This is a genomic window from Micromonospora sp. ATA51, assembly GCF_016802855.1.
GTDB lineage: Bacteria > Actinomycetota > Actinomycetes > Mycobacteriales > Micromonosporaceae > Micromonospora > Micromonospora sicca.
Genome location: NZ_JAEVHJ010000077.1, coordinates 1 through 24,049, shown reverse-complemented (window position 1 = coordinate 24,049; position 24,049 = coordinate 1). Strand labels below are relative to the sequence as shown.

Genomic DNA, 24,049 nt, shown 5'->3' with positions numbered 1-24,049 from the left:
GTCGGGTCGGCCAGCCGCCGCGCCCCCTCGGGCAGCCAGGCGAGGTCCGCGTCGAACCGGCGGCGCGCGGCGCACACCTCACCGGCCGGATCGGCGGGCTCGAGGCGACGTCCGCCGCGCATCACCGGTACGAGCAACGGCTCGCGGCCGGCCGGCGGGGGTTCGTCGCGCAGCCCCACCACGTCGCCGCTGGCCCCGGCGGGGTCCCGGAAGACCTGCTTCGGGCCGGGCAGGGTGGCTTTGCCGGGCGACAGCTTGAGCACCGGCCGGTCGCCGAAGGCGACGAGCTTGTAGGCGCTGTCGAGGGACGGCGCGTCGAAGGAGACGCCCATCCGGGTGCCGATGCCGTACGCGTCGATCGGCGCGCCCTTGGCGACGAGCGTGGCGATCACGTCCTCGTCGAGGCTGCCGCTGGCCACGATCTTCGCCTGGGTGAGCCCGGCGCCGTCCAGGATCGCGCGGGTCTGCTGGGCCAGCGCGGCGAGATCGCCCGAGTCGAGCCGGACACCGAGCGGCCCGGTCAGGCCCAGCTCGGTGATGACGTCGACGGCGGCCCGCACACCGGCGGGCGTGTCGTAGGTGTCGACGAGGAACACCGGGTTGGTGGGAAAGTCGGCGGCGAACGCCCGGAACGCGGCCCGCTCGTCGGGGAACGCCTCGACGTACGAGTGGGCCATGGTCCCGGACGGTTGCAGGCCGTAGCGCCAGGCGGCCTCGACATCGCTGGTGGCCGCGAAGCCGGCGATGGCCGACGCCCGCGCCACGCCCGCCCCGGCCTCGATCCCGTGCGTACGGCGGAACGCGAAGTCGACCAGCTCCGCGTCCCCGGCGGCGAGCCGGCAGCGGGCGGCCTTGCTGGCCACCGTGGTGTGGAAGGTGAGCAGGTTCAGCACGCCGGTCTCCACCAGTTGCGCCTCGGCGATCGGCGCGGTCACCTCGAGAAGCGGCTCGTCGGCGAAGACCACCCGTCCCTCCGGCACGGCCCGGACGTCGCCGGTGAACCGCAGCCCGGCGAGCGCCGCCACGGTCGGCTGGTCGAGGCCGACGACGTCGCGCAGGTAGCCCAGCTCGGCGTCGTCGAACGCGAAGCCTTCCAGGAAGGCCAGCGCCTCGGCCAGCCCGGCGGCCACCAGGAAACCGCGCCGGGGCGGCAGGCGGCGGACGAACAGGCTGAACGTGGCGGGTGCCACCATGTCCCGGCGCAGGTAGCTGGCCGCCATCCGCAGCTCGTACAGGTCGGTACGCAACCCGGTCATGCCACCTCCACCCGCCCGGCGCCGTCACCGGCGGACCGGCGACGTCGACCCGATCCCCGCCCGGCCTCGCTCCCACTGTGTGTGATCCGGTGGCGGTGCGTGCGGGAAATGGAACATCGTCGTCGGAGCTCGTGGCACCCCGGTTGCGACCGGGGCCGGCCCGCCGCCCCCGCGTCCGCGACGCCGGGCGTTCCGGACCGCCGACGGTCACTGTTTCGGCAGGTCAGCGGAGCTCGGCGAGACGACCGTGCGAACATGTGTTCGTGTCGGGCGACGCCACCATCCTGCACGCCGACCTGGACGCGTTCTACGCGTCGGTCGAGCAGCGGGACGACCCGCGGCTGCGCGGCCGGCCGGTGATCGTCGGCGGTGGCGTGGTGCTGGCGTGCAGCTACGAGGCGAAGGCGCGCGGGGTACGCAGCGCGATGGGTGGGCGGCAGGCGCGGCGGCTCTGCCCGGACGCGGTCGTCGTGCCGCCGCGGATGGCGGCCTACACGGCGGCGAGCCGGGCCGTCTTCGAGATCTTCCGCGGCACCACTCCCCTGGTCGAGGGGCTCTCCATCGACGAGGCGTTCCTCGACGTCGGCGGCCTGCGCCGCCTCGCCGGCCCACCGCTCGACATCGCCGTACGCCTGCGCCGGGAGGTCGGGGAACGGGTCGGCCTGCCGATCACCGTCGGGGTGGCCCGGACGAAGTTCCTGGCGAAGGTGGCCAGCGGGGTGGCGAAGCCGGACGGCCTGCTGGTCGTCGCGCCGGACCGGGAGTTGGAGTTCCTGCACCCGCTGCCGGTGGAGCGGCTCTGGGGCGTCGGCCCGGTCACCGCGGCGAAGTTGCGCGAGCGGCGCATTCGCACGGTGGGGCAGGTGGCCCGGTTGGGCGAGGCGACGCTGGTGTCGCTGCTCGGCGCGGGCGCCGGCCGGCACCTGCACGCCCTGGCGCACAACCGCGACCCGCGCCCGGTGCAGGTCGGCCGGCGGCGCTCCTCGATGGGCGCCCAGCACGCGCTCGGCCGGGAGCCGCACTCCCCCGCGGACCTGGACGCCGTCCTGGCCGGGCTGGTCGACCGGGTGACCCGACGGATGCGCGCCGCCGGGCGGACCGGCCGCACGGTGATGCTGCGACTGCGGTTCGCCGACTACACCCGGGCGACCCGTTCGCACACGCTGGTGAAGCCGACGGCGCAGACCGGGCCGCTGCTGGCGGCGGCGCGGGCGCTGCTGCGGGCGGCGCTGCCGGAGGTCGAGGCCCGGGGCATCACGCTGATCGGGGTGTCCGTCGGCAACCTCGACGACCGGCACGAGCAGCCGCCGCTGCCGTTCGACCGCGACCCGGGCGCCGAACTGGACGCCGCGGTCGACGCGGTCCGGGACCGGTTCGGCTCGTCGGCGCTGACCCGGGCGGTGCTGCTCGGCCGCGACCCCGGCCTGGAGATGCCCCGCCTGCCGGACTGACATCACTGAGCGGTCGTTGTATCGTCCACGAGTGTCGATGTTCCGCACGCCGCAGGTCATCCTGTTCAGCGAGGACGTCACCCGGGCGGCCGCCTTCTACGCGCGGCTCGGGTTCACCGAGACCTTCCGGGTGCCCGCCGAGGGCGAGCCGATCCACGTCGATCTGACACTTGACGGGTACCGGATCGGCATCGCGTCCGTCGACTCCACCCGCGACGACCACGGCCTGGCCCCCGTCCCGTCGGGTCAGCGCGCGGCGGTCGTCCTGTGGACCGACGACACCACCGCCGCGTACGAGAAGGTCACGGCCGACGGCGCACCCGCCCTCGCGGCGCCGCACACCTGGCTCGACCGGCTGCTGATCGCCTGGATCGCCGACCCGGACGGCAATCCGATTCAGCTCGTCCAGCACCTCCCGGCCCGATAACCGGTCGTCGCGGCCGAGGCCGCTGGCGCACAATCGGCGATCATGAGTACGCGGCTGCGGGCGATCGCCCGCGAGCACGCCTGGCGGAACAAGGCGCTCAAGCGGCTGGTGGCGGCGCACGACACCCGGTAGTTTCGCGCCCGCGCCGGCCGGGGAGAGAGGCGGGCATGAAGTGGGCCAGTCGCGCCGTACCCGTCGTCTCCGCCGCCGTCGCCGCCCTCGCCGCGCGCGACCTGCTCCAGCGCGACCACGCGCTGCTGCGCAACTTCCCGGTCATCGGGCGGGCCCGCTACCTGCTGGAGGCGATCGGTCCGGAGCTGCGGCAGTACATCGTGGCCGGCAACAACGAGGAGCGGCCGTTCACCCGGGACCAGCGCCGCTGGATCTACGCCTCGGCGAAGAAGGAGAACAACTACTTCGGCTTCGGCACGGACAACGACATCGAGTACACGCCCGGGTATCCGATCATCAAGCACCGGACGTTCGGCCGGGCGGTGCCGCCGTCGACGCCGGCCGCCGGGCACGAGGTGGAGCTGCCCTGCGCCAAGGTGCTCGGCGGGCCGCGGGGCCGGGCGAAGGCGTTCCGGCCCGGTTCGGTGGTCAACATCTCCGGGATGAGCTTCGGCTCGCTGTCCGGCCGCGCCGTGGAGGCGCTGAACAAGGGCGCCGCGCTGGCCGGTTGCCTGCAGAACACCGGCGAGGGCGGGCTGTCGCCGTACCACCGCAACGGCGGTGAGCTGGTGTTCCAGCTCGGCACCGCGTACTTCGGGTGCCGGGACGAGCGGGGGCGGTTCAGCCTGGACCGGCTGAAGGAGCTGATGGCCGGCGCGCCCGTGCGGGCGTTGGAGATCAAGCTCAGCCAGGGGGCGAAACCGAGCCTGGGCGGGCTGCTGCCCGGGGCCAAGGTGTCGGCGGAGATCGCCGCGACCCGGGGCATCCCGCAGGGTCAGGACTGCGTCAGCCCGTCCCGGCACGCCGAGTTCTCCGACTGTGACAGCCTGCTCGACTGGGTGGAACTGCTCGCCGCCGAGACCGGGCTGCCGGTCGGCATCAAGTCCGCCGTCGGCGACCTGGGCTTCTGGGACGAGCTGACGACGCTCATGCGGGACACCGGCCGCGGCGTGGACTTCGTGAACGTGGACGGCGGCGAGGGCGGCACCGGCGCCGCGCCGCTGATCTTCACCGACTCGGTGTCGCTGCCGTTCCAGCAGGGCTTCTCCCGGGTCTACCGAACCTTCGCCGAGAAGGACCTGCACGAGCGGACCGTCTTCGTCGGCGGCGGCAAGCTCGGCCTGCCCGACAACGCGATCGTCGCGTTCGCGCTCGGCTGCGACATGGTCAACGTCGGCCGGGAGGCGATGCTGGCGATCGGCTGCATCCAGGCGCAGAAGTGCCACACCGACACCTGCCCGACCGGCGTCGCCACCCAGAACCCCTGGCTGGCCCGGGGCCTCGACCCGACCCTGAAGTCCGTACGCGCCGCCAACTACCTCCGTACGCTGCGCCGGGACCTGGTCAAGGTCGCCGAGGCCTGCGGGGTCGAGCACCCGGGCCTGATCGACACCGACGCGGTGGAGATCCTCGACGCCGGACCGCCGCCACCCCGCTGCGCGAGGTCTACGGCTACCGGCCGGGGTGGGGTCTGCCGTCGGCGGCCGACCGGGCGGAGATCGTCCGGCTGATGACCGCCGAGGCCCCGCAGGGCGGCAGCGCCCCGCCGTCGCCGACCGCGGTCGGCTGACCCGTCACTCCTCGATCGCCCCGCCTACCGCGCAGGTGCGCGCGGAAGGTCAGCGCGGGATCCTCGGCCCGCCCGGCGAGGTAGGCCGCGAAGCGCACCTGGTCACGCAGCGGGACGCCGGCGCGGATGCGTTCGGCCTGCCGCCGCTCGGCGTCCCGGATCGACTCGGCGAGGGTGAGCAGGTCACCGGCGCGGCGCCCGGGCACGAAGAGCACGCCGTCGTCGTCGCCCAGGGCGACGTCCTCGGCGTCCACCGTCCACTCCCCCACCGCCGCCGAGATCAACGCCTGGGCCGGACGGGCGTCGAGGCGCTGCGGGCCGGTGGGGATCGCGCCGAGGCTGAACACCGGCAGCCCGACCGCCCGGATGTCGGCGGTGTCCCGGTGCAGACCCCAGACCACCACGCCGGCCAGGCCGGCGGCCTGCGCCTCCAGCACCACCAGGTCGCCGACGCAGCTCTCGTCGACGCGGCCGGCGTTGTCGACGACCAGCACGTCGCCCGGGGCCGCTTGGTCGATCGCCTCGAGGAAGATGTCGACGCTGCCGGCGTGCCGGGTGGGCGCGACCCGGCCGGCCAGCCGCACACCCGGCTGGACGGGCCGTACGGCGGCGGGCGCGCAGCGGACCGGAACCGCCGCCCGCAGGCAGGCGTCGGCGACGTGCGCGGTGCTCAGTGACGCGAACCGGCGGCGCAACTCGGGCGGATCGAGGCTCATGGCCCGACCGTAGTCAGCGGGGCCGGATCCGGTGGCGGGCCACTTTCACACTCGTGGACTGCGCCGGCCCCGGCGTCGGCCGTGGGTCTGGCGGGACCGCCGGTGCCGCCGGGTGCGGGGCGCTCCGAGGTGCGGGTGCGGCCGGTGCAGGTGGCCCCGTGCCGGCGGTCGCACTTCCGCCTGCCCCCGGCCGGCCGCTTGCCGCACCATCCGGTTGGCGTCGTCCGGCTCGCACCCGGTCGCCCGGAGCAGTTCGCTGTCCGCCGTGCGCAGGTCGGTGATCAGCGCGTCGCCGTAGGACCGCACCCCCTCGGCCCAGGCCCGGCCAGCGAGCTCGGCGCTCTCCCGGGTGAGCTGACGGGTGCGCTCGGGATCCAGGTCCGCGTGACACTCGCGGCGGAGCTGCCGTAGCGCGTCGCCGAGCCGGTCGATGGCCTTCGGCAGCGACGGCGGGATCGGCTCGCCGTACTGCAGGGCGGTGGCGGACCGGCGGGCCACGGACCGGACGTACAGGATCAGGCGTTCCAGGTGTTCCGCGCCGCGAGCGTACCGCTGGTACCGCGCCCGGCGGTGCCAGCGGGCCGGCGCGAGGGTGACCACCTCACCGGCGCCGCTCAGCGCCTCGTTGAGCCGCCCGACGTCGGCCTCCACCCCGCGCAGCCGGTCCAGGGCGCGGATCGCCGCGTCGGCGTCCCGCGCGGTCAGGGCCCGCGCCACCGCACCCAACTGCTCGGTGACGGTGTTGAAGATCGGCGCCGCCGCCCGGTCCAGCACCCGCAGCGGGTTGACCGGCAGCAGCAGGGCCACCACCAGGATGCCGACCACCGCGCCGACCAGGGCGTCGAAGATCCGTGGCACCTCCAGGCCGGGCTGCATCGGGGAGAGGGTGGAGATCAGCACCGCCGTACCACCGGCCTGGCCGACCAGGGCGCCACCCCGGCCGGCGACCAGCAGCGCGGTGGCGATCGCCAGGGCGACCACCAGGCCGGTCTGCCAGGGCCCGGAGCCCAGCATGAAGCGCAGCAGGTCCCCGAGGACGATGCCGAGTCCCACGCCGCCGAGCAGCTCGAACGTCCGGCGGGCCCGCTGACCGATGGCGGTGGCGATCGTGCCGACCGCCGCCGCCGGGGCGAAGACGTGCGCACCGGGGCCCAGCAGCTGCTGGGCGATGAACGCCGCCAGCGCCGCGGCCAGCCCCGACTGCACGGCGATCACGACGGTGACTTCCAGCTGGCGCAGCCGGATCCGACCGGCCTGCCCGCCCTGCCGCCGGGCCCGGGCCACCACGCGGCCACCCCGCTCGGCGACCTCGTCGAGCGGCGACCGGACGGAGTCGGCGGCGGGGCGGTCGTCGGGCATGGCGGCGGTTACCCGGCCGGTGGCGGGTGAATCGTGCCCGGTCGGGTCATCTGCGTCGGGCGGCGGCCCCGCCACGGCGCGGGTCAGCGGCGGAACGTGCGGTCGAGCAGGTCGAACAGGGCGGCCCAGTGCCGCTCGGTGGCCTGCTCGTCGTACATGGCGGTGTCGGCCATGGTGAAGCCGTGCGGCGCGCCCGCGTACCGCTCGGAGCGGTAGGTGACCCCGGCGGCGTCGAGCGTCTTCTCCAGGGCGGCGATCTGCTCGGCGGTCATCGACTGGTCGTGGTCGGCGTGGGCGAAGTACACCTCGCCGGTGACCGACCCGACGCCCAGGTGCGGGCTGTCCGGGGCGTCGGTGACGACCCGGCCGGCGTGGAAGCTCGCCAGGGCCGCGATCCGGTCCGGGTGCGCCTCGATCGCGCGCAGGGCGTTGGTGCCGCCCATGCAGTAGCCGGTGATGGCGACCGGCCCCGCCGCGACGTCCTCCCGCGCCGCCAGGAAGTCCAGGTACGCACCGGCGTCGCGGGCGACCACGTCCGGGGTCAGCGCCCCGATGAACGGCATGAGCTGCCCGAAGATCTCGCCCCGGCGCTCCGGGTCGGCGAGTCCCGACAGGTCGACCAGCGGCGCCCGGCCGGCCCGGTAGAACAGGTTGGGCACCAGCACCACGTAGCCCTGGGTGGCGATCCGTTCGGCCATCTCGGCCAGCCGGGGCCGCAGCCCGAACGCGTCCATGAAGACCAGGACCGCCGGGAACGGCGCGTCCCCGTCCGGCCGGGCCAGGTACGCGTCGGCGACACCGTCGCTGGTCGGCACGTCCACGGTCGTCGTTCCCACCCGCAAACCTCCTCGTGATCGTCCCGCCGTGCACGCTACCCCCGGCCTTGCGGCCGGGCATGTCGAGGTGACCCTCGCGGGCCGCCGCCGAAAATCGGGCGCGTGCCCCGTCCCGGTGCGCCTATCGTGTCCGCGATGCTGATCAGACGCGAAACCCCCGCCGACGTCGACGCCATCCGCGCCGTGCACAGCGCCGCCTTCGCCAAGGCCGACGCCCCGGAAGCCGTACCCGTCGAGGCGACGCTGGTCGACGCGCTCCGCGCGGACGACGGCTGGCTGCCCGCGCTCTCCCTCGTCGCCACCGATTCGGGCGGCGAGGTCGTCGGTCACGTGGTCTGCACCCGGGGCACGGTGGCCGGCGCGCCGGTCGCGCTCGGGCTGGGACCGCTCGGGGTGCTGCCGGCCTGGCAGCGCCGCGGCGTCGGCTCCGCGCTGATGCACGCGGTGCTGGGCGCCGCCGACGCGCTCGGCGAACCCCTGGTGGTGCTGCTCGGGCACCCGGAGTACTACCCGCGGTTCGGGTTCCGGCCGGCGGTGGAGTTGGGGGTGACGCCGCCGGGTCCGTGGGGGCCGAGGTTCTTCATGGCCCGCCCCCTGGGCGCCTGGCAGCCCACGATCCGGGGCGAGTTCGCGTACGTGAAGCCCTTCGCCGACCTCTAGTTCACGGCATCGGGTTGGGGCATGCTGGGTGGATGGGAGAGGTGCGACCGATGCCCAGCTTCGGTGACCTGTTCACCGACCTGCGCGGCGACGACCGGACGATGCGCGTCAGCTACCACCCGGACCGCGGCGCGGTGGTGGTGTCCCTGTGGAGCGGCATGCTGTGCCGCGGCTCCTTCCGGATGCCCGTCGACGACGTGCGCAAGCTGACGGCACTGCTCACCGAGATCGAGACGTCGGTCGCGGCGGCGGCGCCGACCGGACCATCGCCGTCCGCCCCGGTCGGCGGCGGCCCCGTGGCGGGGACGGCGTCGCGGGCAGGACCGTGCGGCCGGCGCCGGCCGTCGACCAGACCGGCGACATCTCGGGTACGCACCACCGCACCGCCCTGCCGATCCTGCCCGCGCCCCGGGTGGCGTAGCCACCGACCGCCGGGCCGCAGGACAAGCGCCCGGAGCGCCCACGTGTGTGATCGGTCCGCCAGCCGTTGTACATGGGCCGCCGCGCCGATCGATCGGCGCGGGCCCGGTGATCTCACACCCCGGTCAGCAGGTCTCGGGGCGTAGGGCGAAGTCGGTGGTGACCGTCTTGCCCGCCTTGATCGTCACCGTCTGGGTCTGCGGGATCCAACCGTCCCGGGCCGCGATCACCTGGAACGGGTTGGCACCCTGCGGTGCCCAGATGGCGTACCGGCCGTTGGCGTCGGCCTTGAGGGTGAACGTCCATCCCTTCTTGCCGTTGACCTGGACCGTGGCACCGCGCAGCGCAGCGCTCTTGCCCTGGCAGTCGACCCCGGTGACGGTGCCGGCCAGCTTGCCCCAGTCCTTGGGCGGCTGCACCACCATCGTCACGTCGATCGGCGCCACCGCGTACGGGGTGTCGGACTTGACCCCGAGCTGGGCGGTGTAGGTGCCGGGCTGGGCCACGCCCTCGGCCGCGGCGTCGAGCGTGACGGTCACCGTGACGCTCTGCCCGGGTTGCAGCGTCGCCGTGGTCGGGGACGCGGACAGCCACGGAACGTCGGTGACGGTGGCGCACTGGTCGAAGCCGGGCAGCAGTTCGCTCTCCGGCGTCGGGGTGAACCCGCCGGTCGATCCACCGACCTTCACGAACCCGCAGGCCGCCCCGGCCCGGTAGCGGGCGAAGTTGGCGTTGGGCAGCGCCGACCAGGAGTTGGCCGCCGGATCGTACGCCCAGCCCTGGTTGGTGACGATGGTGGAGTTGTTGATGACGCCGGTGGACAGCAGCAGCAGGCCGTTGGCGGTGTCGGCGGCCACGCCCCAGAAGTCGACCGGCAGGTCGGCCAGCTGAGTCCAGGTGTTGCTGCCCGGGTTGTAGCCGTAGGTGCTCTTCAGGGTCGTCGGCCCGTTGCCGCCGGCGCAGTAGACCGTGCCGTTGATGCCGCCGCAGCCCTGCCAGGCCACCGCGACCGGGTACGGCGCGACGGTGGTGAAGGTGTCGGCTCCCGGGTTGTACCGGACGACGGCGTTGGACTTGGCGCAGGTGCCGTCCACGCACCCGCCGACCAGGTAGATCTGGCCGTCGACGACGGCGATGCCGGGGGCTGCCCTCGGTGCCGGGTTGGCTGTGGCCCGGGTCTGCCAGGCGTTGGTGGTGGGGTCGTAGACGTGGACCTTGGCCGACGGGTTGCCGGCGGCGTCCCAGCCGCCGAACACGTACAGCTTGCCGTCGACGAACGCCGCCGCCGGCTTCTCGAGTGCCGCGGGCAGGTCGGCGATCCGCGTCCAGATGTTCGTCGCCGGGTCGTACACGTAGCTGTTGGCGAGGTTGGCGGTGGCGGAGGCGCCGCCCACCGAGTACACCTTGCCGTCGTACGCGGCGACGGCGTTGTCCATGACGGAGATCGGGTAGTTGGCGGTGTTGACCCATGGCGGTGCGTACGGTGACGGTTCGACCGGATCACCGGCCTTGCTGTCGCCCCGCCAGGCGATCGAGGTGCCGCTGCCCTTGACCAGGTTGTTCTGCAGTGGCGCGCCGCGCGGTCCGAGGATCTCGAAACCGCCGCGCCGTTCGGACAGTTCCACGCTGGCCGGGGCGTTGCCGGTGTTGCTGATCGTCGTCTGCACCGTCGTCTTCTGTCCGAGCGTCTGGGTGCCGGTCAGCGATGGTGGGGTGATGGTCAGCCGGCCGGCCTTGAGCGCGTAGTCGGCCCGGGTGGCCCGGTCGGCCGCGACGTTCACGGTGGCGGTGGCGGACCCGTAGTTGCCGCTCGCCGCCGTGAACGGGTGGTCCCCGGTCAGGGAGGAGAACAGCCAGTAGAAGCCGTCGCCGAGGTTGCCGTCGTCGGGGGTCGGCCCGGCGGTGGCCTTCTCGGCGGGCTTGTCCACGCTGGTCACCGTCGCGCCGTTGAGGCCGGTCGAGGTGTTGCCGTCGAGCACCTGGCCGAGGACGAGGCCGCCCGGCACCGGGTCGCAGGCCCGGTTGACGACGGAGACGTTGTCGACCTCCCACCACCAGGCGAAGCTGCCGCGGTAGTGGAAGCGGATCCGCACGTCGGCCTTCCCGGCGGCCTGCGGGACCTGCAGTTCCTCGAGCACCGGTCCGCGCCGGCTGGCGGTGGTCCAGTTCGCCACGGTCACCCAGGTGGTGCCGCCGTCGACGCTCACGTCGACGTTGGCGAAGCCGTTGAGTGCCCGGTAGTCGCTGTTGAACCTCAGCACCGGCGACGGCACGGCGGTCAGGTCCAGCGCCGGGGTGACCAGGTCGGTGTCGATCGTGGTGCCGGAGCCGGCCGCGTCGCTGTCGGCGATGGCGTACTTGCCGGTGCCGCCGGTGAGGTTGCCCCGGTTGCGCGGGTCGGTGAACACCCACCCGCCGCTGGCGGTGCGGTTGGTCACGGTCCAGCCCGGCGGAATGGTACCGGAGTCGAACTGCTCGGTGAGCTGCGGATCGCCGTAGTTGAACCGGTACCCGGCGGCGGTGCAGGTGTTCTCGACGGCGAGGCCGAAGTCCTTTGTCTGGTCGCCGTCGCCGACGGTGACTTGCGCGGCGCCCTGTTGGTAAGCCGGGTACATCGCCTTGACGGTGAGGCCGTACTCGCCCCTGGGCAGGTCGACGGTGTACGCGCCGGTGGCGGGGTCGGTGAAGACCGGGCCGCCCGGCTTGCCGGCGACATCGATGCGCGCGTACAGCGGCCAGCCGTGCCCGGAGCCGTCCTTGACCATGCCGGAGACCCTGCGCATCGGCACGGCGTCGAGGGTGAAGTTCGCCGTCACGGTGCCGCCGTCGGTGACGGTGACCGTCTGGGTCTTCGGCGCGTAGCCGAACGCCGACGCGGTCAGCTCGTGCTGCCCGGCCGGCAGGGTCAGGCGGTAGCTGCCCTGGTCGTCGGTGACGGTGCCGCTGCCGCCGACGCGGATGGCGGCGCCGGCGATCGGCGCGCCACCGGACTTGGTGACCTTGCCGGTCACCTCACCTCGCGGCCCGGCGACGCAGTTCGGGAACTTCATCGCGCCGACCCGGGTCTGCCACGTGGCGGAGCTGGTGGTGGTCAGGTACTCGGAGGTGAACCAGAAGGTGCAGCCGTCGGTCGGGTCCACCGACATCGAACTGTAGTCGCCCCAGCGGGCCGCCGAGTGGGTCTGCGCGCCGGTGCCCGCGATCAGCGTCCGTTCGCTCTGCCCCAGTTGGCCCAGCGGGTCGCCGGAGAGCCGGCCGGCCATCCGGATCGACGGGTACGACGTGGTGCCCGACGCCGAGTAGCCGAACGCGATGTTGCCGGTGACGTCGATCGCCCCGCTGGCCATCCAGCGGTGTTCGGCGTCGGGGGCGTAGGTGCCCTGCTGGTTGATCCGCCAGTTGGTGGGCGAGGTGCTCTGCAGTTCGTACCAGCGCACGCCGGCGTGGTCGGTGCCGTCGGTGTCCACGGTGTGGTTGAGCACGATCGAGGCGTGGTCGCCGAAGTTGCGGTACGCGGCCCGGTACATCAGCCGGTCGGCGATGGAGTCCAGCCGCGCCGAGGTGCCCTGCTGTGGGATGCAGGTGCGGGCGTAGTTGCACATGTTCGAGTCGAACGGTGCGGTCTCCAGGTAGCGGCTGGGGGCGAGGTTGTTGCCGAAGGTGGAGTTCGCCGGGTTGGCCCAGTCGACCGCGAAGTCCCACATCAACAGCCGGTCGGTGGGCGAGATGCCCCACGCGTCGTCGTCGAACATGACGAACGGGTTCGGTGCGCCGGCCGGTGGGGCGAGCCCTTCGGAGTCGGCGGGCAGCAGGCCGCCGAAGTCCGGGCCGAGGTGGAAGTAGACCATCCGGGCCGGTTGCCCGGCGAGCATCTTCTCCCGCTCGAACGCCACCGCGCCGGCGCCGACGAAGGACGGCGCGAACTCGTTGGTCGTCATGTAGTAGGCGTCCGGCCAGATCCCGTACTTGGGGTAGTCGTTCATCCGGGTCTGGTGGTAGAGGAAGTCGTACCGGTAGTAGGCGCCGGTCGGGTCCGGGGTCTGGGAGATGGCCATGCACTGGTGGTTGCCGGCCGATCCGCCGGGCAGGGCGAACTGGGTGATCATCCACCGGTCGGCAGTCTCGTCGTAGAGCACGACGGGGTCGCCGTCGTTCCTGGTCTCGCACGGTCCGCCGAAGCCTGCGAACAGCGCGTTGCCGGGCAGGGGCCCGAGCAGCAGATTGCCGGTCTTGCTGTAGACGGCGTAGTGCAGGTTCACCATCTGCACGTAGTGGTTGGGGCCCACGTCGCCGTTGGTGTCCGGCGGCAGCACCCCGTCGACGTTGCCGACGCCTTCGAAGTTGGCGGTGAACTCGGGTATTTGGCTGGCGGTGACGCCCTGTTGCACGGCGTCGCTTCCGGCCTTGGCTGCCCGGTCCGCCGCTTGGCGATCCAGCGAGCGAGCCGGTTGCGCCGCAGTTTTGGAGTCCTGGGCACGATTGTTTTTGGGTGAGATGTCGCGCAGTTTTCGAGATAGGTCATGCTTGACCGCTTGGCGCACCTCCGCTTTCGCGGCCGCGGGTGCGGGGGATTCGGTGTCGACGGGTTCGGCAACCGCCGGAAGGGGACTGAGGAGCAGGACCAGGGCAGCCAACGCGGCCACCGGGCCCGCCCTCAGCATTCCTTTTCGCGTTTCGCGCATCGGACGATGACCTCCTCGCTGGCGGCGGGCAAGGGTGCCTCGGCCCGCCGAGGGTGCAGGACGCGGAAACCGCTGGTAGGCGGCGTCCTGCGATCATCGTCGATGTGCTGTGATCTTCCTTCAAGGTCAAAAGGCGGGCAGGAATGGGGCAATATCGGTTCAAGATTGGGCCGCAGGTTTGAACGATCAACGGTTCATATTGACGGTGCCTCCTGCAAGTTGCTTTCCTTCAGGGCATGAGCAGTTCTGCGGGGGATTTTGACGAACAGCCGGTCATACTCTGCGTGACCGCCAGCCGCAACAAGCGGGCGCAGGTGGCTCGCCTGATGAGCGGCCGCGGAGTCGTGTTGATGTTTCCCGATCTGAAGGCAGTCCGCGCCGTGCTCTTCGACGGCACGGCGACATCCGCCACCGCCGGCCCGGCGAAAGGTGCGGTCGCGTTGGGCAGACTGACAGTCGACCAACACCTGCAACAGGTCAGCTGGGCCGGTGAGGTACTCCCACTGACCCGCCTGGAGCGGGAGGTCCTCGTCGCGCTGGCCAGCCCGCCACTGCGGGTCTGGACCTACCGGCAGCTCTACGAGCGGATCTGGCGCGCGGACTACCTGAACGACGCCTCGGCCGTCCGGGCCACCGTCAAACGACTGCGCGCGAAGCTACGCGACGCCAGCGCCACCATCGCCGTGGACTCGGTGCGCGGAGTGGGTTTTTCCCTGGTGGGCACCACGTCGCACAGCCGACAGTAAGCGCGCCCCCGCCGCGACCGTCACGATATCGGTATCAAGGGTCGCCAAAGGGCAGCGGCCCCTCGCCTGCCCGAACTACCGTGAAGTGCAGGAGTTCGGAAGGGAGGGACGATGGTTCCCATCTCGCCACACACCATCCACCAACGCCGCCCCGGCGCACGCACTGCGCTCGGGTTGGCCGCCCTCACGGCCGCCACCAGCCTGCTCGTTCCCGCCACGCCGGCGGCGGCAGGCAGCGCCGCAGCGGCCAGCACGTCGTTCGCCGCCCAGACGCTCGCCACGACGGCTCAGCCCGTCCTGCGGCAGGGTTCGCGCGGCACGGCGGTGGTCAACCTTCAGCGGCGGCTCGCGGCGCTGCACTACGACGTGGGCTCCGCCGACGGGATCTTCGGACCCTCGACGCATCACGCGGTCGTCGCCTTCCAGAAGGTGAACAGCCTGACCCGGGACGGGATCGTCGGGCCGCGCACGTGGGCAGCCCTCGGCCACCCGGTGGTTCCGAAGCCGAAGTACACGCACTCCGGGTACTCGCTGGAGGCGAACCTGACCAGGCAGGTGCTGTACCTGGCGCGCGGCGGGTCGGTGGTACGCATCCTGGACGCCTCGAGCGGGAAGTCCAGCACCCCGACGCCCACCGGCAACTACACCATCCAACGCCGCATCGACGGCTGGCGGCAGAGCGACCTCGGCCTGTTGTGGCGGCCGAACTACTTCTACCGCGGCTATGCGGTGCACGGCGCCACGTCCGTCCCGAACTACCCGGCCAGTCACGGCTGCGTCCGGGTGCCGATCCCGGCCATGAACCGGCTGTGGTCGGTCATCGGGGTCGGCGTACCGGTGCACGTCTACCGCTGACCGCGCCGACCCGGCCGGTTGGGTTGGGCGCTCAGCCGTTCTCGGTGCCTGCGGCGTCTGGCCCGCCGGCGGCCAGCCAGGCCAGCACCTCGGCGGTGTGCTCACCGAGCCGGGGCGGTGGCCGGTGGTAGGCCGGGGGCGCACCCGACAGCGTGATCGGGTTGGCGACCTGGCGCGCCGGTTGCCCCCGTTCCGGCCCGTCGATGTCCACGACCGGCGCCAGCCCCAGTTCCGTGGCGAGGCTGAAGGCTCCGGCGAGGTCGTTGACCGGCCCGCACGGCACGCCGCGGCGGCTGAGCGCCGCGGCCAGGTCGTCGGCGGACCGCAGCGCCGTCCGCTCGGACAACGTGGCGATGAGCGCTTCGCGGTGGCGTACCCGGTCGGCGTTGCGGGCGTAGCGCGGGTCCGCGGCGACGGCGGGGATGCCCAGCGTCCGGCACAGGGCGCCGAACTGCGCGTCGGTGCCGACCGCCACCGCGAGCGGCCGATCGGCGGTGGGCAGCAGCTCGTACGGCACGATGCTGGGGTGCGCGTTGCCCAGGATGCCCGGGACCACGCCGGCTGAGACGTACCCGGATGCCTGGTTGACCAGCGCGGACAGCAGCGACGACAGCAGGTTGACCTCGACGTGCTGGCCGGCGCCGGTGGCTTCGCGGTGGCGCAGGGCGGCCAGGATGCCGACGGTGGCGTGCAGCCCGGTGATCACGTCGACCAGGGCGACCCCGGCCTTGACCGGCTCGCCCGGTCGGGCTCCGGTCACACTCATCAGGCCGCCGACGGCCTGGACGAGCAGGTCGTACCCGGGTCGGTCGGCGCCCGCGCCGGAGCCGAAACCGGTGATCGAGCAGTAGACGGCACGCGGGTTGGCGACGGCGATGTCGGCGTAACCCAGGCCGTGGCGTTCCATCGTGCCGGGGCGGAAGTTCTGCACGATCACGTCCGCCCGGTGCGCCAGGTGACGAGCGGCGGTCAGGTCGCCCGGATCGGTCAGGTCGAGCGTCACCGACCGCTTGTTGCGGTTGACGGACAGGTAGTAGGTAGCGGTGCCGTCAGGGTCGTAGGGCGGACCCCAGGCACGCGTCTCGTCCCCCGCGCCGGGCCGTTCCACCTTCACCACGTCGGCCCCGAGGTCGGCCAGCAGCATGGTGGCGTACGGCCCGGCGAGAACCCGGCTGAAGTCGGCGACGAGCACCCCGTCGAGAGACCCGGTCATGCGGCCCACTCCTTCACGACGACGTGGTGCGTCACCGGCAACGCCTCGCCTGTCGTCGTCGCTCACCCTAGTGAGCAGGTCGACGCCGGCCGCCAGCCCTTCCTCGTTTGACCGGCCGGTGCGCGGGAAGACGCCGCTGACCATCCGAGAGAGAGGCCCTGAAGGTGGACGACAACGAGTTCATCGGCTTGGTGGCGAAACGCTCAGGGACGTCACCGGAGCAGGCGACCGCCCTCACCCGGGCCACGCTGACGACCCTGGCGGAACGGATCGACGGCGGCGAGGCGCGTGACCTCGCTGGCCAGCTTCCGGAGGGACTGCGGGCGTACGCCTTCGCCTCCGGCGAGACCGCCGAGCGGTTCGGCCTCGACGTCTTCCTCCAACGGGTCAGCGGGCGCGCCGACGTCGACGTGACGCAGGCGAAGGACGGGGTCACCACGGTGTTCGACGTCCTCCGCGAGGCCCTCGCGCCCGAGGGGTACGACGACGTCGTGTCCCAGCTCCCGGCGGAGTTCGCTGAGGTGGCCGACCCGACCGCGCCGTTCGTGCAGCGCACCCGCGGTTAGCGCGGTCGGAGGGCGAGATGCCGGGCTATCCGAAGGCGATCGCGGAGGTCGACCGCGTCGAGCCGGCGCCCCGCCGGATCCGCGCGTTCGTCGCCGGCGAGCAGGTGCTGGACACCACCGGCGCGCGGTACGTGTGGGAGTGGCCGTTCTACCCCCAGTACTACATCCCGGTCGCCGACGTGGCCCGTGCTCTCCTGGTCGACGAACAGCGCACGGAGCAGTCCCGGCGCGGCACCGCCCGGCTGCACGGGCTGCGGGTCGGCGACACCTCCCGTCCGTCGTGCGGGCGATGGTACGGAGACGACGCGCTGCCCGGGTTGCGGGACACGATCCGGTTCGACTGGGCCGCGATGGACGGCTGGTTCGAGGAGGACGAAGAGGTCTTCGTGCACCCCCGCAACCCGTACGCCCGGGCGGACGCGCTGCGCTCCACCCGCACCGTACGGGTGGAGCTCGACGGGACCGTCCTGGCCGAGTCGACGTCGCCCGTGCTGCTCTTCGAGACCGGGCTGCCGACCCGGTACTACCTCAACCGCACGAGCGTGGACTTCCGGCACCTCGTGCCGTCGGCGACGACGACCTCCTGCCCGTACAAGGGGCGGACCGGCCGCTACTGGTCCGTCCGCGCCGACGGCACGGTCCACCCGGACCTGGCCTGGTCGTACGACTTCCCCACCGGCGCGCTCCTGCCGATCGCCGGCCTGGTCGCCTTCTACAACGAGAAGGTCGACCTGATCGTCGACGGGGAGCGGCTGGCCCGACCGAAGACGCACTTCTCCTGACGCCCACGACGGCCGGTGTGCCTGTTTGGTCCACAGAGGGGCCGGCGGACCACTTCGGACCGGGGCGGCGAGTTGCGCTGTGTCAGGTGTGACTCCGGGCCAGTTCCCGCTCGTGCCGCGGCACATGGTCGTGTCGGGGCAGCAGGAGCGGGGTCGTCAGGATGAGGAGACCGGCGATCGCGATCGCGGTCCGGGGGCTGGTGAGACCGGCCAGCAGGCCCCACAGGGCGGTCATGGCCGCGATGGTGGCCTTGCTGGTGACCGACCACGCCGACAGGGTGCGGGCGACCCGGTCCGGCGCGGTCTGGTCGAGCCGGTAGGTGGCGAACACCCGGTTGAACACGCCCATGCAGGTGATCAGCCCGAGCTCGACGGCAATGACGAGCACGAGACCGGCAACGCCCGGGCGGATGAAGGCCAACCCGAGCGACCAGCAGGCGCGCAGCGCCCCGGCGGTGAGCATGACCCTGTGCCGCCCGAACCGCGCGACCAGTCGGTGGGCCAGTCGGGCGCCGACCAGACCGCCGAGGCAGGGCGCCGCGAAGGCCAGGCCGTACTGCCAGGGGGCGAACCCGAGGTGGCCGAGCATGAGGACGGCGAGCAGTGGCGAGGTCGCCATGATCAGGCTGCTGACCAGGATCGTGTTGAAGAACAGCGGGCGCAGCACCGGGTGGGTGAGGATGTGCCGCCACCCGTCGAGCAGGTCGCCGGCGCGCAGCCGCGGCGGTGCCTCGGTTCGCACGGTGCGCGGTTCCCGGCAGCCGATCGCCCGGATCCCCACCGCGGAGAGCAGGTAGCTGACCGCGTCGGCCACCACCGTCATCACCGGGCCGAACAGCCCGATCGCGGCCCCGCCGAGCGGCGGTCCGAGCACGGTCGCGGTCCAGTTGGTGGCCTCGAACCGCCCGTTCGCGACGAGCAGATCCCGCGGCGGTACGAGCGCCTTCAGGTAGGCGCCGCCGGCCGCCGTGAAGGTGATGTCGGCCGCGGCGACGACGACCGACACGACCAGGAGCTGGACGAAGCTGAGCCAGCCGAGCGCGAACGCGACGGGGACGCTCATCAGTGCCGCGAACCGGGTCAGGTCCATCGCGACCATCACCGGTCGCTTGCGCCGGAACTCCATCCACGGGCCCAGCGGCACCGCCACCGCCGCCCCCACCGCGAGCCCCGCGGCCGCCAGCACCGCCACCTCGGTGGGCCCGGAGTGCAGCACCAGGATCGCGATCAGGGGGAACGCGCCGAACGCGAGCCGGGTACCGAACGCGCTGACCGCGTACGAGGCCCACAACCACCCGAACTGCCGCCCCAGCGACCGCCCAGCCCTCATCCCCAGCGCCCCCTCACCTCGTCACGTCCACCGGCCACAGCAGAGCGAACAGCGGTTGGCGCGCGGCCCCGAGCCCGCGCCTAGCGGTCCGGGCTGTCGGCGGCGGCCATGACGCGCAGCGCGTTGGGGTCCAGGCCGATCCGGATCGGGGTCTCGCCGTACGGCTCGCCGTCGACCTCGACGCGCGCCGGCGGGTCGGTCTCCAGCCAGAGTTGACGGACCGCGAGGAAGGGGTCGTCGCCGAGCGTGCGGCGATGCCCGGTCGCCGCGTTGCGGGCGGTGTCGCGCAGCAGCTCGCGGCGGGTCGGACCGCCCACCGGGTACGCGACCAGGAGCCGGTCGTCGGCGTTCGCGTCGGCGGTGATCGGCCGGCCGGCGTGGAAGCCGCCGTTGGCCACGTACAGCTGGTGGGTGACGAACTCGTGCTCGCGCCCCTCGGCCCGCACGGTGGCGCGCAGCGGCCGGTGCCGGGCCAGCAGCGCCAGGGCCGTGATCGGGTACGCGAGCCGGCCGGTGGCCCGCTTGAGCCGCGGCGGCGCGGTGAGCATCACGTCGGCGGACAGGCCGATGCCGACGTGGTTGGTGAACCGCATGTCGCCGACCAGCCCGAGGTCGACGTCGATCACCTTGCCGTCGGTCAGGACCGCGACCGCGGCGTCCAGGTCGAGCGGGATGCCCACCGTCCGGGCGAAGTTGTTGGTGGTGCCCAGCGGCAGCAGGCCGAGCGCGATGTCGCGGTGGGCGAGCAGCCGCGCGGCCGTGCCGATCGTGCCGTCGCCACCGCCGGCGACCAGGAGGTCCGGCCCGAGGTCGGCGGCCGCGGCCAGGTGCTGCTCGAGCTCGTCGGGCCGGTCCACCGGGTACGTGCCGAGCAGGGTGAAACCGGCCGCCGCCAGGCGCGACCGGGCGCCCTGGTAGAGCCGGCGACCCCGGCGGGAGTGGGTGTTGACGACGAGCGCCGCGCGTCGTTCCCGCCGGATGGCCTCGCCCAGCTCCTGCTTCGTCCGCATACGGCCAGACCCTATAGGTGAACGCCGTGCCGCTGAGCCAGGGTGAGGAGATGCCAGGACGCACTTCTCCGGAAAGGAGTGGCCAGACCGAGGCGCCGGTCAGGTGCCCACGGCGAGCTCGGCGACGGCCCGTCGGATCTCCGCGATGTCGGACCATTCGCGGCGGGGGTGTACGCGGTTGGTGAGCAGGACCGCCACGAGGTCCCGGCGGGGGTCGACGAGCAGAGCGGTGCCGGTGAAACCGGTGTGGCCGAACGCCCCGGCCGCCGAACGCGTGCCCATCCAGTGCGGGTCGCCGATGCGCACGCCGAGACCGTGGCGGAAGCCCGGGTCGACGGCCGGCGGCAGGTGGTCGCGGGTCATCTCCGCCACGGTGTCCGGGCGGAGGACGCGGACCCCGTCGACGGCCCCGCCCTGCCGCAGCATCTGCCCGAAGCGGGCGACGTCGGCGGCGGTGCCGAACAACCCGGCGTTGCCCGCGGTTCCGCCGAGGGACCACGAGTTCTCGTCGTGGACGCTGCCGCGCAGCATGCCACGGCCGAGGTGGGGCTGGTGTTCGGTGGCTGCGGCCCGGGCCGCGCGTGCGGGTCCGGGCAGGAAGCCGGTGTCGGTCAGCCCCAGGGGCCGGCAGACCCGCTCCTGCACCAGGTCGGCAGCCGCCGGCCGGTGATCCGCTCGGCCAGGAGCCCGGCGACCAGGAATCCCACGCAGGAGTATTCGAAGCTCTCGCCGGGTCGGTTGACCAGCGGGGTGCGCAGCACCGCCCGGACCCGGGACGCCTGGTCCGGCCAGTCGGTCCACAGTTGCAGCAAGGCCGGCAGCCCGGAGGTGTGGGTGAGCAGGTGGCGCAGGGTGATCCGCCGTCGCTCGCCGTCGCCGAAGGTGGGCAGCCACCCGGCGATGGGCTCGTCGAGGCTCGTCCTGCCCTCGTCGACGAGGGTGAGCAGGACGGCCGTGGTGAACAGTTTCGTCACCGAGGCGAGGTCGAAGATCGTGGACGCCAGGGCGGGCTGGCGGCTCTCCGCCGCGACCAGGGCGCCGTCCGCGTCCGCATACCGGGACAGGTGACCGACAGTAACCAGGTCGGTGGGGTGGCCGTCCCGCTGGATCAGCGCGACGGCCGCGCTGTAGAGCGGGCGGTGTCCGCCTTCCAAGCCCCTGACCAGCGTTGCTTTCAGTCTGGACACGGACAGCACCATAGCGCAGACGGCAACTTTCTTCAGCTAGCGCCCGCATGCCGGAAACTATTGACACCGTTCCGTCACCCCTTGATACTCGGTCGCCGGGCGTACGGCCAGAGAATGCGGCGCCCGCGGCACTCGCGGCGATGCGGCCGTGGGCATACCGGAGGGAAGGAACGTGAAGCTCCCCAGCGCGCTGAGCGCACCAGCGACCAGGTGTGTGCTGGCCGTCGCGGCCGCCGCCCTCGTCGCGACGGGCTGCTCCAGCGGCACACCCGGCAAGGAAGGGTCGACCGGCGGCGGCACGCTGGTCGTCGGATACACCGCCGACCCCAACACGCTCGACCCGTGGAAGGCCACCCAGTTCCAGGCGGTGCACCTGCTCGAGCAGGTGTACGGCACGCTCACCGAACTCGACGGCAACCTCAACGTCAAGCCCGGCCTGGCCGAGAAGTGGCAGTACGCCGACGGCAACAAGACGCTGACCCTGACCCTGCGTCAGGGCGTGAAGTTCCACGACGGCAAGCCGTTCAGCTCCGCCGACGTCAAGTCGTCGATCGAGCGCATCCAGAAGCCCGAAACCGCGGCGGTGGCCGCGGCCACCGTCAAGTCGATCCAGTCGGTCGACGCGCCCGACCCGCAGACCGTCGTGCTGCACCTGGCGGCGCCGGACGCGGGCCTGCTCGCCGGATTCGCCACCACCAACCTGGCGATGCTGTCCAAGGACGACACCTCGGAGGCGATCGGCCAGAAGCCCAACGGCACCGGCGCCTTCACGTTCGGCAGCCGCACCGCCGGCCAGTCGGTGAAGCTGACCGCCAACGGCGACTACTGGGGTGGCAAGCCGAAGGTGGGCGGCCTCGAGTTCCGGATCATCCCGGACCAGACGTCGGTCGTCGCGGCCCTGCAGTCGGGCAACGTCCAGTTCGCCACGCTCGACGACCCGCTGGTCGCGAAGTCGGCCGAGGGCAGCGGGCTCAAGGTGGCCAAGACGCCGAGCCTGTCGTACCACGTGCTGCAACTCAACGCCCGCAAGGCGCCACTGGACAAGCTCGACGTGCGGCTCGCCATCTCCTGCGCGATCGACCGCAAGCAGGTGCTGGACACCGCCGCCCTCGGCGCGGGCGAGGTGACCGGGCCGATCACCTCCCCGGCGTACAAGTCCGACCCGAACGCCCGCCCCTGCCCGACCCGCGACGTGGCCAAGGCCAAGCAACTGCTGGCCGGCGCGGGCCTCGCCAACGGCGTCACCATCCCGGCGATCGTCTCGCAGGGCGAGTACGCCACCTCCGTGAACGAGGCCCAGAACCTCCAGGCCCAGCTCAAGGAGGCCGGCATCACGCTCGACCTGCAGACGCTGGAGTCCGGGGCGTACGTGGACAAGTGGGTCGCCGCCGACTTCACCGCGGCCGTGGCGCTCAACGGCGGCCGCCCGGACCCCGACGGCATGTACGGGCGCTACTTCACCAGCACCGGCAACCTCAACAAGGTCGCCGGCTACTCCTCGCCCGAGCTGGACAAGCTCTTCGCCGAGGGCAAGGCGACCACCGACCCGGCCAAGCGCAAGGAGATCTACACCAAGGTCTCCCGGCACCTGGAGGACAACGCGGCCTGGGTGTGGCTCTTCTCGAGCTACGGCTACACCGCCACCACCCAGGGCGTCGCCGGCTTCACCCCGATGGCGAACGGCTCTCTGCAGAACCTGCGCGAGACCTCGCTGCAGTGACCGCACGACCTGCCGGGCGGTGCGCGCACCGCCCGGCAGGACCCTCACTCAAGGAGGTGCCGGTGCGGTCCATCGCACGTCACCCGCTGCTCCGCCGGCTCGTGGAGACGGTGCTCACCCTCTTCGGGGTCGCGGTGCTGGTCTTCACCACCCTGCGGGCGATTCCCGGCGACGAGATCACGGCCACCCTCGGCACCGAGGCCGCCGGGCTCAGCGCCGAGCAGCAGGAGTCCCTGCGCGCCTACTACGGCCTGGACAAGCCGCTGGTCCTGCAGTTCTTCTCCTGGCTGGGCAACGTGCTCACCGGCAACCTCGGCTTCTCCCGCCGAGCCGGCGCCACCGTCGGCGAGATGACCGCCAACGCCCTGCCGGTCACGATGGAGTTGGCGGTCCTGGCCACCATCGTCGGTCTGCTGATCGGGGTGCCGCTGGCCATGCTGTCGGCGTCCCGCCCCAACGGCGTCCGCGACGGGTTCGGCCAGCTCGTCGGCCTGACCGCCCTGTCCGTGCCGAACTTCCTCCTCGGCGCCGCGCTGCTCACCGTGATCTCCCGGTACGCGCACTACAACCCCAACGCCCAGGGCTTCGCCCACTTCTCTCAGGATCCGCTGCTGAACCTCCAGCAGATGCTCTTTCCGGCGCTGATCCTCGGCTTCGGCCTCGCGGCCCCGATCATGCGTACCGCGCGGTCGGCGCTGCTGGAGGTGCAGACCCAGGACTTCGTCCGCACCGCCCGGGGCAAGGGCGTCGCGCCGTGGCGGCTGCGGGTGCGGCACGTGCTGCACAACGCGCTGAACCCGATCGTCACCATGACCGGCATCCAGTTCGGCTACCTGCTCGGCGGCGCCGTGGTGGTCGAGCAGATCTTCTCGGTGCCGGGCCTCGGGCGGCAGGTCCTCGCGGGCATCCAACAGAAGGAGTACGCCGTGGTGCAGAGCACCGTGCTGGTGATCGCGACCACGTTCGTCGTGGTCAACCTCCTCACCGACCTGCTCTACCGGGTCATCGACCCGAGGGTGCGTGCCGCATGAGCCGGCACGGCACGATCCACGGCGGAGGGCGGGCATGACGGCCGCGGTCGCCGGGCAGCAG

At 72.6% G+C, this 24,049-nt stretch carries 18 protein-coding genes and 1 pseudogene; 10 read left to right on the top strand and 9 right to left on the bottom strand.

Translation table 11 applies throughout. The features are described from left to right. The coding region (locus JNW87_RS14685) for a nicotinate phosphoribosyltransferase (protein ID WP_238453859.1) at positions 1–1,256 on the bottom strand (1,256 nt) is incomplete at its 3' end. A gap of 263 nt (positions 1,257–1,519) precedes the next feature. Between JNW87_RS14685 and dinB the strand changes: the two genes are divergently transcribed. The 3 genes from dinB to JNW87_RS14670 all read left to right on the top strand — a co-directional run bounded on the left by dinB (position 1,520) and on the right by JNW87_RS14670 (position 4,816). Then, a complete protein-coding gene (gene dinB / locus JNW87_RS14680) occupies positions 1,520–2,707 on the top strand; it encodes a DNA polymerase IV (protein WP_109803375.1) in 1,188 nt (395 codons plus the stop codon). Between the two features lie 37 nt (positions 2,708–2,744). Beyond that, complete coding sequence (locus tag JNW87_RS14675) at positions 2,745–3,134, top strand: glyoxalase/bleomycin resistance/extradiol dioxygenase family protein (RefSeq protein WP_236648149.1); 390 nt, start codon at positions 2,745–2,747, stop codon at positions 3,132–3,134. Positions 3,135–3,301: 167 nt separating this feature from the next. Further along, positions 3,302–4,816, top strand: a complete 1,515-nt coding sequence (locus JNW87_RS14670) for an FMN-binding glutamate synthase family protein (RefSeq protein WP_238453858.1) — start codon at positions 3,302–3,304, stop codon at positions 4,814–4,816. Here JNW87_RS14670 and JNW87_RS14665 read toward each other — a convergent pair. The 3 genes from JNW87_RS14665 to JNW87_RS14655 form a co-directional block, all read right to left on the bottom strand. After that, positions 4,758–5,591: an RraA family protein gene (locus tag JNW87_RS14665; RefSeq protein ID WP_146231169.1), complete on the bottom strand. Its 834-nt coding sequence runs from the start codon at positions 5,589–5,591 to the stop codon at positions 4,758–4,760. The genes JNW87_RS14670 and JNW87_RS14665 overlap by 59 nt on opposite strands. A gap of 45 nt (positions 5,592–5,636) precedes the next feature. After that, positions 5,637–6,950 carry an aromatic acid exporter family protein gene (locus JNW87_RS14660; protein ID WP_109803343.1) on the bottom strand — a complete coding sequence of 438 codons (1,314 nt, stop codon included), beginning with the start codon at positions 6,948–6,950 and terminating at the stop codon, positions 5,637–5,639. Between the two features lie 83 nt (positions 6,951–7,033). After that, positions 7,034–7,786: a dienelactone hydrolase family protein gene (locus JNW87_RS14655; protein ID WP_109803342.1), complete on the bottom strand. Its 753-nt coding sequence runs from the start codon at positions 7,784–7,786 to the stop codon at positions 7,034–7,036. Between the two features lie 135 nt (positions 7,787–7,921). Here JNW87_RS14655 and JNW87_RS14650 point away from each other — a divergent pair, with 135 nt between their 5' ends. Then, positions 7,922–8,446 (top strand): GNAT family N-acetyltransferase, encoded by a 525-nt coding sequence (locus JNW87_RS14650; RefSeq protein WP_109803374.1) that lies wholly within the window; start codon positions 7,922–7,924, stop codon positions 8,444–8,446. Between the two features lie 545 nt (positions 8,447–8,991). Here JNW87_RS14650 and JNW87_RS14645 read toward each other — a convergent pair. Continuing rightward, the gene (locus JNW87_RS14645; RefSeq protein ID WP_238453857.1) at positions 8,992–13,254 is read right to left on the bottom strand and encodes a carboxypeptidase regulatory-like domain-containing protein; all 4,263 of its coding nucleotides are present in this window, start codon (positions 13,252–13,254) and stop codon (positions 8,992–8,994) included. A 578-nt stretch (positions 13,255–13,832) separates the two neighbouring features. Here JNW87_RS14645 and JNW87_RS14640 point away from each other — a divergent pair. Then, positions 13,833–14,294 carry a winged helix-turn-helix domain-containing protein gene (locus JNW87_RS14640; protein WP_238453856.1) on the top strand — a complete coding sequence of 154 codons (462 nt, stop codon included), beginning with the start codon at positions 13,833–13,835 and terminating at the stop codon, positions 14,292–14,294. 111 nt (positions 14,295–14,405) lie between these two features. Further along, positions 14,406–15,149 carry a L,D-transpeptidase family protein gene (locus JNW87_RS14635; protein WP_109803338.1) on the top strand — a complete coding sequence of 248 codons (744 nt, stop codon included), beginning with the start codon at positions 14,406–14,408 and terminating at the stop codon, positions 15,147–15,149. 31 nt (positions 15,150–15,180) lie between these two features. Here JNW87_RS14635 and JNW87_RS14630 read toward each other — a convergent pair whose 3' ends face one another. Continuing rightward, positions 15,181–16,362, bottom strand: coding sequence for a CaiB/BaiF CoA-transferase family protein (locus JNW87_RS14630; RefSeq protein WP_238453855.1), 1,182 nt, complete (start codon positions 16,360–16,362; stop codon positions 15,181–15,183). Between the two features lie 164 nt (positions 16,363–16,526). On the opposite strand from JNW87_RS14630, the gene JNW87_RS14625 reads away from it, so the two are divergent. Together JNW87_RS14625 and JNW87_RS14620 are read left to right on the top strand one after the other, a co-directional pair. Continuing rightward, entirely contained in the window at positions 16,527–16,928 is a 402-nt protein-coding gene (locus tag JNW87_RS14625; protein WP_238453854.1) for a DUF2267 domain-containing protein, read from the top strand. A 17-nt stretch (positions 16,929–16,945) separates the two neighbouring features. Then, positions 16,946–17,710: a DUF427 domain-containing protein gene (locus JNW87_RS14620; protein WP_238453853.1), complete on the top strand. Its 765-nt coding sequence runs from the start codon at positions 16,946–16,948 to the stop codon at positions 17,708–17,710. Positions 17,711–17,792: 82 nt separating this feature from the next. On the opposite strand, the gene JNW87_RS14615 is transcribed toward JNW87_RS14620, so the two are convergent. From JNW87_RS14615 to JNW87_RS14605, 3 genes and pseudogenes are all read right to left on the bottom strand, one after another. Continuing rightward, a complete protein-coding gene (locus JNW87_RS14615; RefSeq protein ID WP_238453852.1) occupies positions 17,793–19,040 on the bottom strand; it encodes an MFS transporter in 1,248 nt (415 codons plus the stop codon). A gap of 80 nt (positions 19,041–19,120) precedes the next feature. Next, on the bottom strand, positions 19,121–20,050 hold the full coding sequence (locus JNW87_RS14610; protein ID WP_238453851.1) for a diacylglycerol kinase family protein: 930 nt from the start codon (positions 20,048–20,050) through the stop codon (positions 19,121–19,123). A gap of 99 nt (positions 20,051–20,149) precedes the next feature. Next, positions 20,150–21,249: pseudogene (locus JNW87_RS14605) on the bottom strand (serine hydrolase domain-containing protein). Positions 21,250–21,409: 160 nt separating this feature from the next. Between JNW87_RS14605 and JNW87_RS14600 the strand changes: the two are divergent. Next, positions 21,410–22,957 (top strand): ABC transporter substrate-binding protein, encoded by a 1,548-nt coding sequence (locus JNW87_RS14600; RefSeq protein WP_238453850.1) that lies wholly within the window; start codon positions 21,410–21,412, stop codon positions 22,955–22,957. A 62-nt stretch (positions 22,958–23,019) separates the two neighbouring features. After that, complete coding sequence (locus JNW87_RS14595; RefSeq protein WP_238453849.1) at positions 23,020–23,988, top strand: ABC transporter permease; 969 nt, start codon at positions 23,020–23,022, stop codon at positions 23,986–23,988. The last annotated feature ends 61 nt before the right edge of the window (positions 23,989–24,049 follow it).

What these genes read in the sequence shown, in the direction of transcription:
- JNW87_RS14620 (WP_238453853.1), top strand. Translation starts at nt 16,946, where the DNA reads ATGCCGGGCTATCCGAAGGCGATCGCGGAGGTCGACCGCGTCGAGCCG.
- JNW87_RS14650 (WP_109803374.1), top strand. Translation starts at nt 7,922, where the DNA reads ATGCTGATCAGACGCGAAACCCCCGCCGACGTCGACGCCATCCGCGCC.
- JNW87_RS14670 (WP_238453858.1), top strand. Translation starts at nt 3,302, where the DNA reads ATGAAGTGGGCCAGTCGCGCCGTACCCGTCGTCTCCGCCGCCGTCGCC.
- JNW87_RS14665 (WP_146231169.1), bottom strand. Translation starts at nt 5,591, where the DNA reads ATGAGCCTCGATCCGCCCGAGTTGCGCCGCCGGTTCGCGTCACTGAGC.
- JNW87_RS14615 (WP_238453852.1), bottom strand. Translation starts at nt 19,040, where the DNA reads ATGAGGGCTGGGCGGTCGCTGGGGCGGCAGTTCGGGTGGTTGTGGGCC.
- JNW87_RS14675 (WP_236648149.1), top strand. Translation starts at nt 2,745, where the DNA reads ATGTTCCGCACGCCGCAGGTCATCCTGTTCAGCGAGGACGTCACCCGG.
- JNW87_RS14610 (WP_238453851.1), bottom strand. Translation starts at nt 20,050, where the DNA reads ATGCGGACGAAGCAGGAGCTGGGCGAGGCCATCCGGCGGGAACGACGC.
- JNW87_RS14660 (WP_109803343.1), bottom strand. Translation starts at nt 6,950, where the DNA reads ATGCCCGACGACCGCCCCGCCGCCGACTCCGTCCGGTCGCCGCTCGAC.
- JNW87_RS14630 (WP_238453855.1), bottom strand. Translation starts at nt 16,362, where the DNA reads ATGACCGGGTCTCTCGACGGGGTGCTCGTCGCCGACTTCAGCCGGGTT.
- JNW87_RS14635 (WP_109803338.1), top strand. Translation starts at nt 14,406, where the DNA reads ATGGTTCCCATCTCGCCACACACCATCCACCAACGCCGCCCCGGCGCA.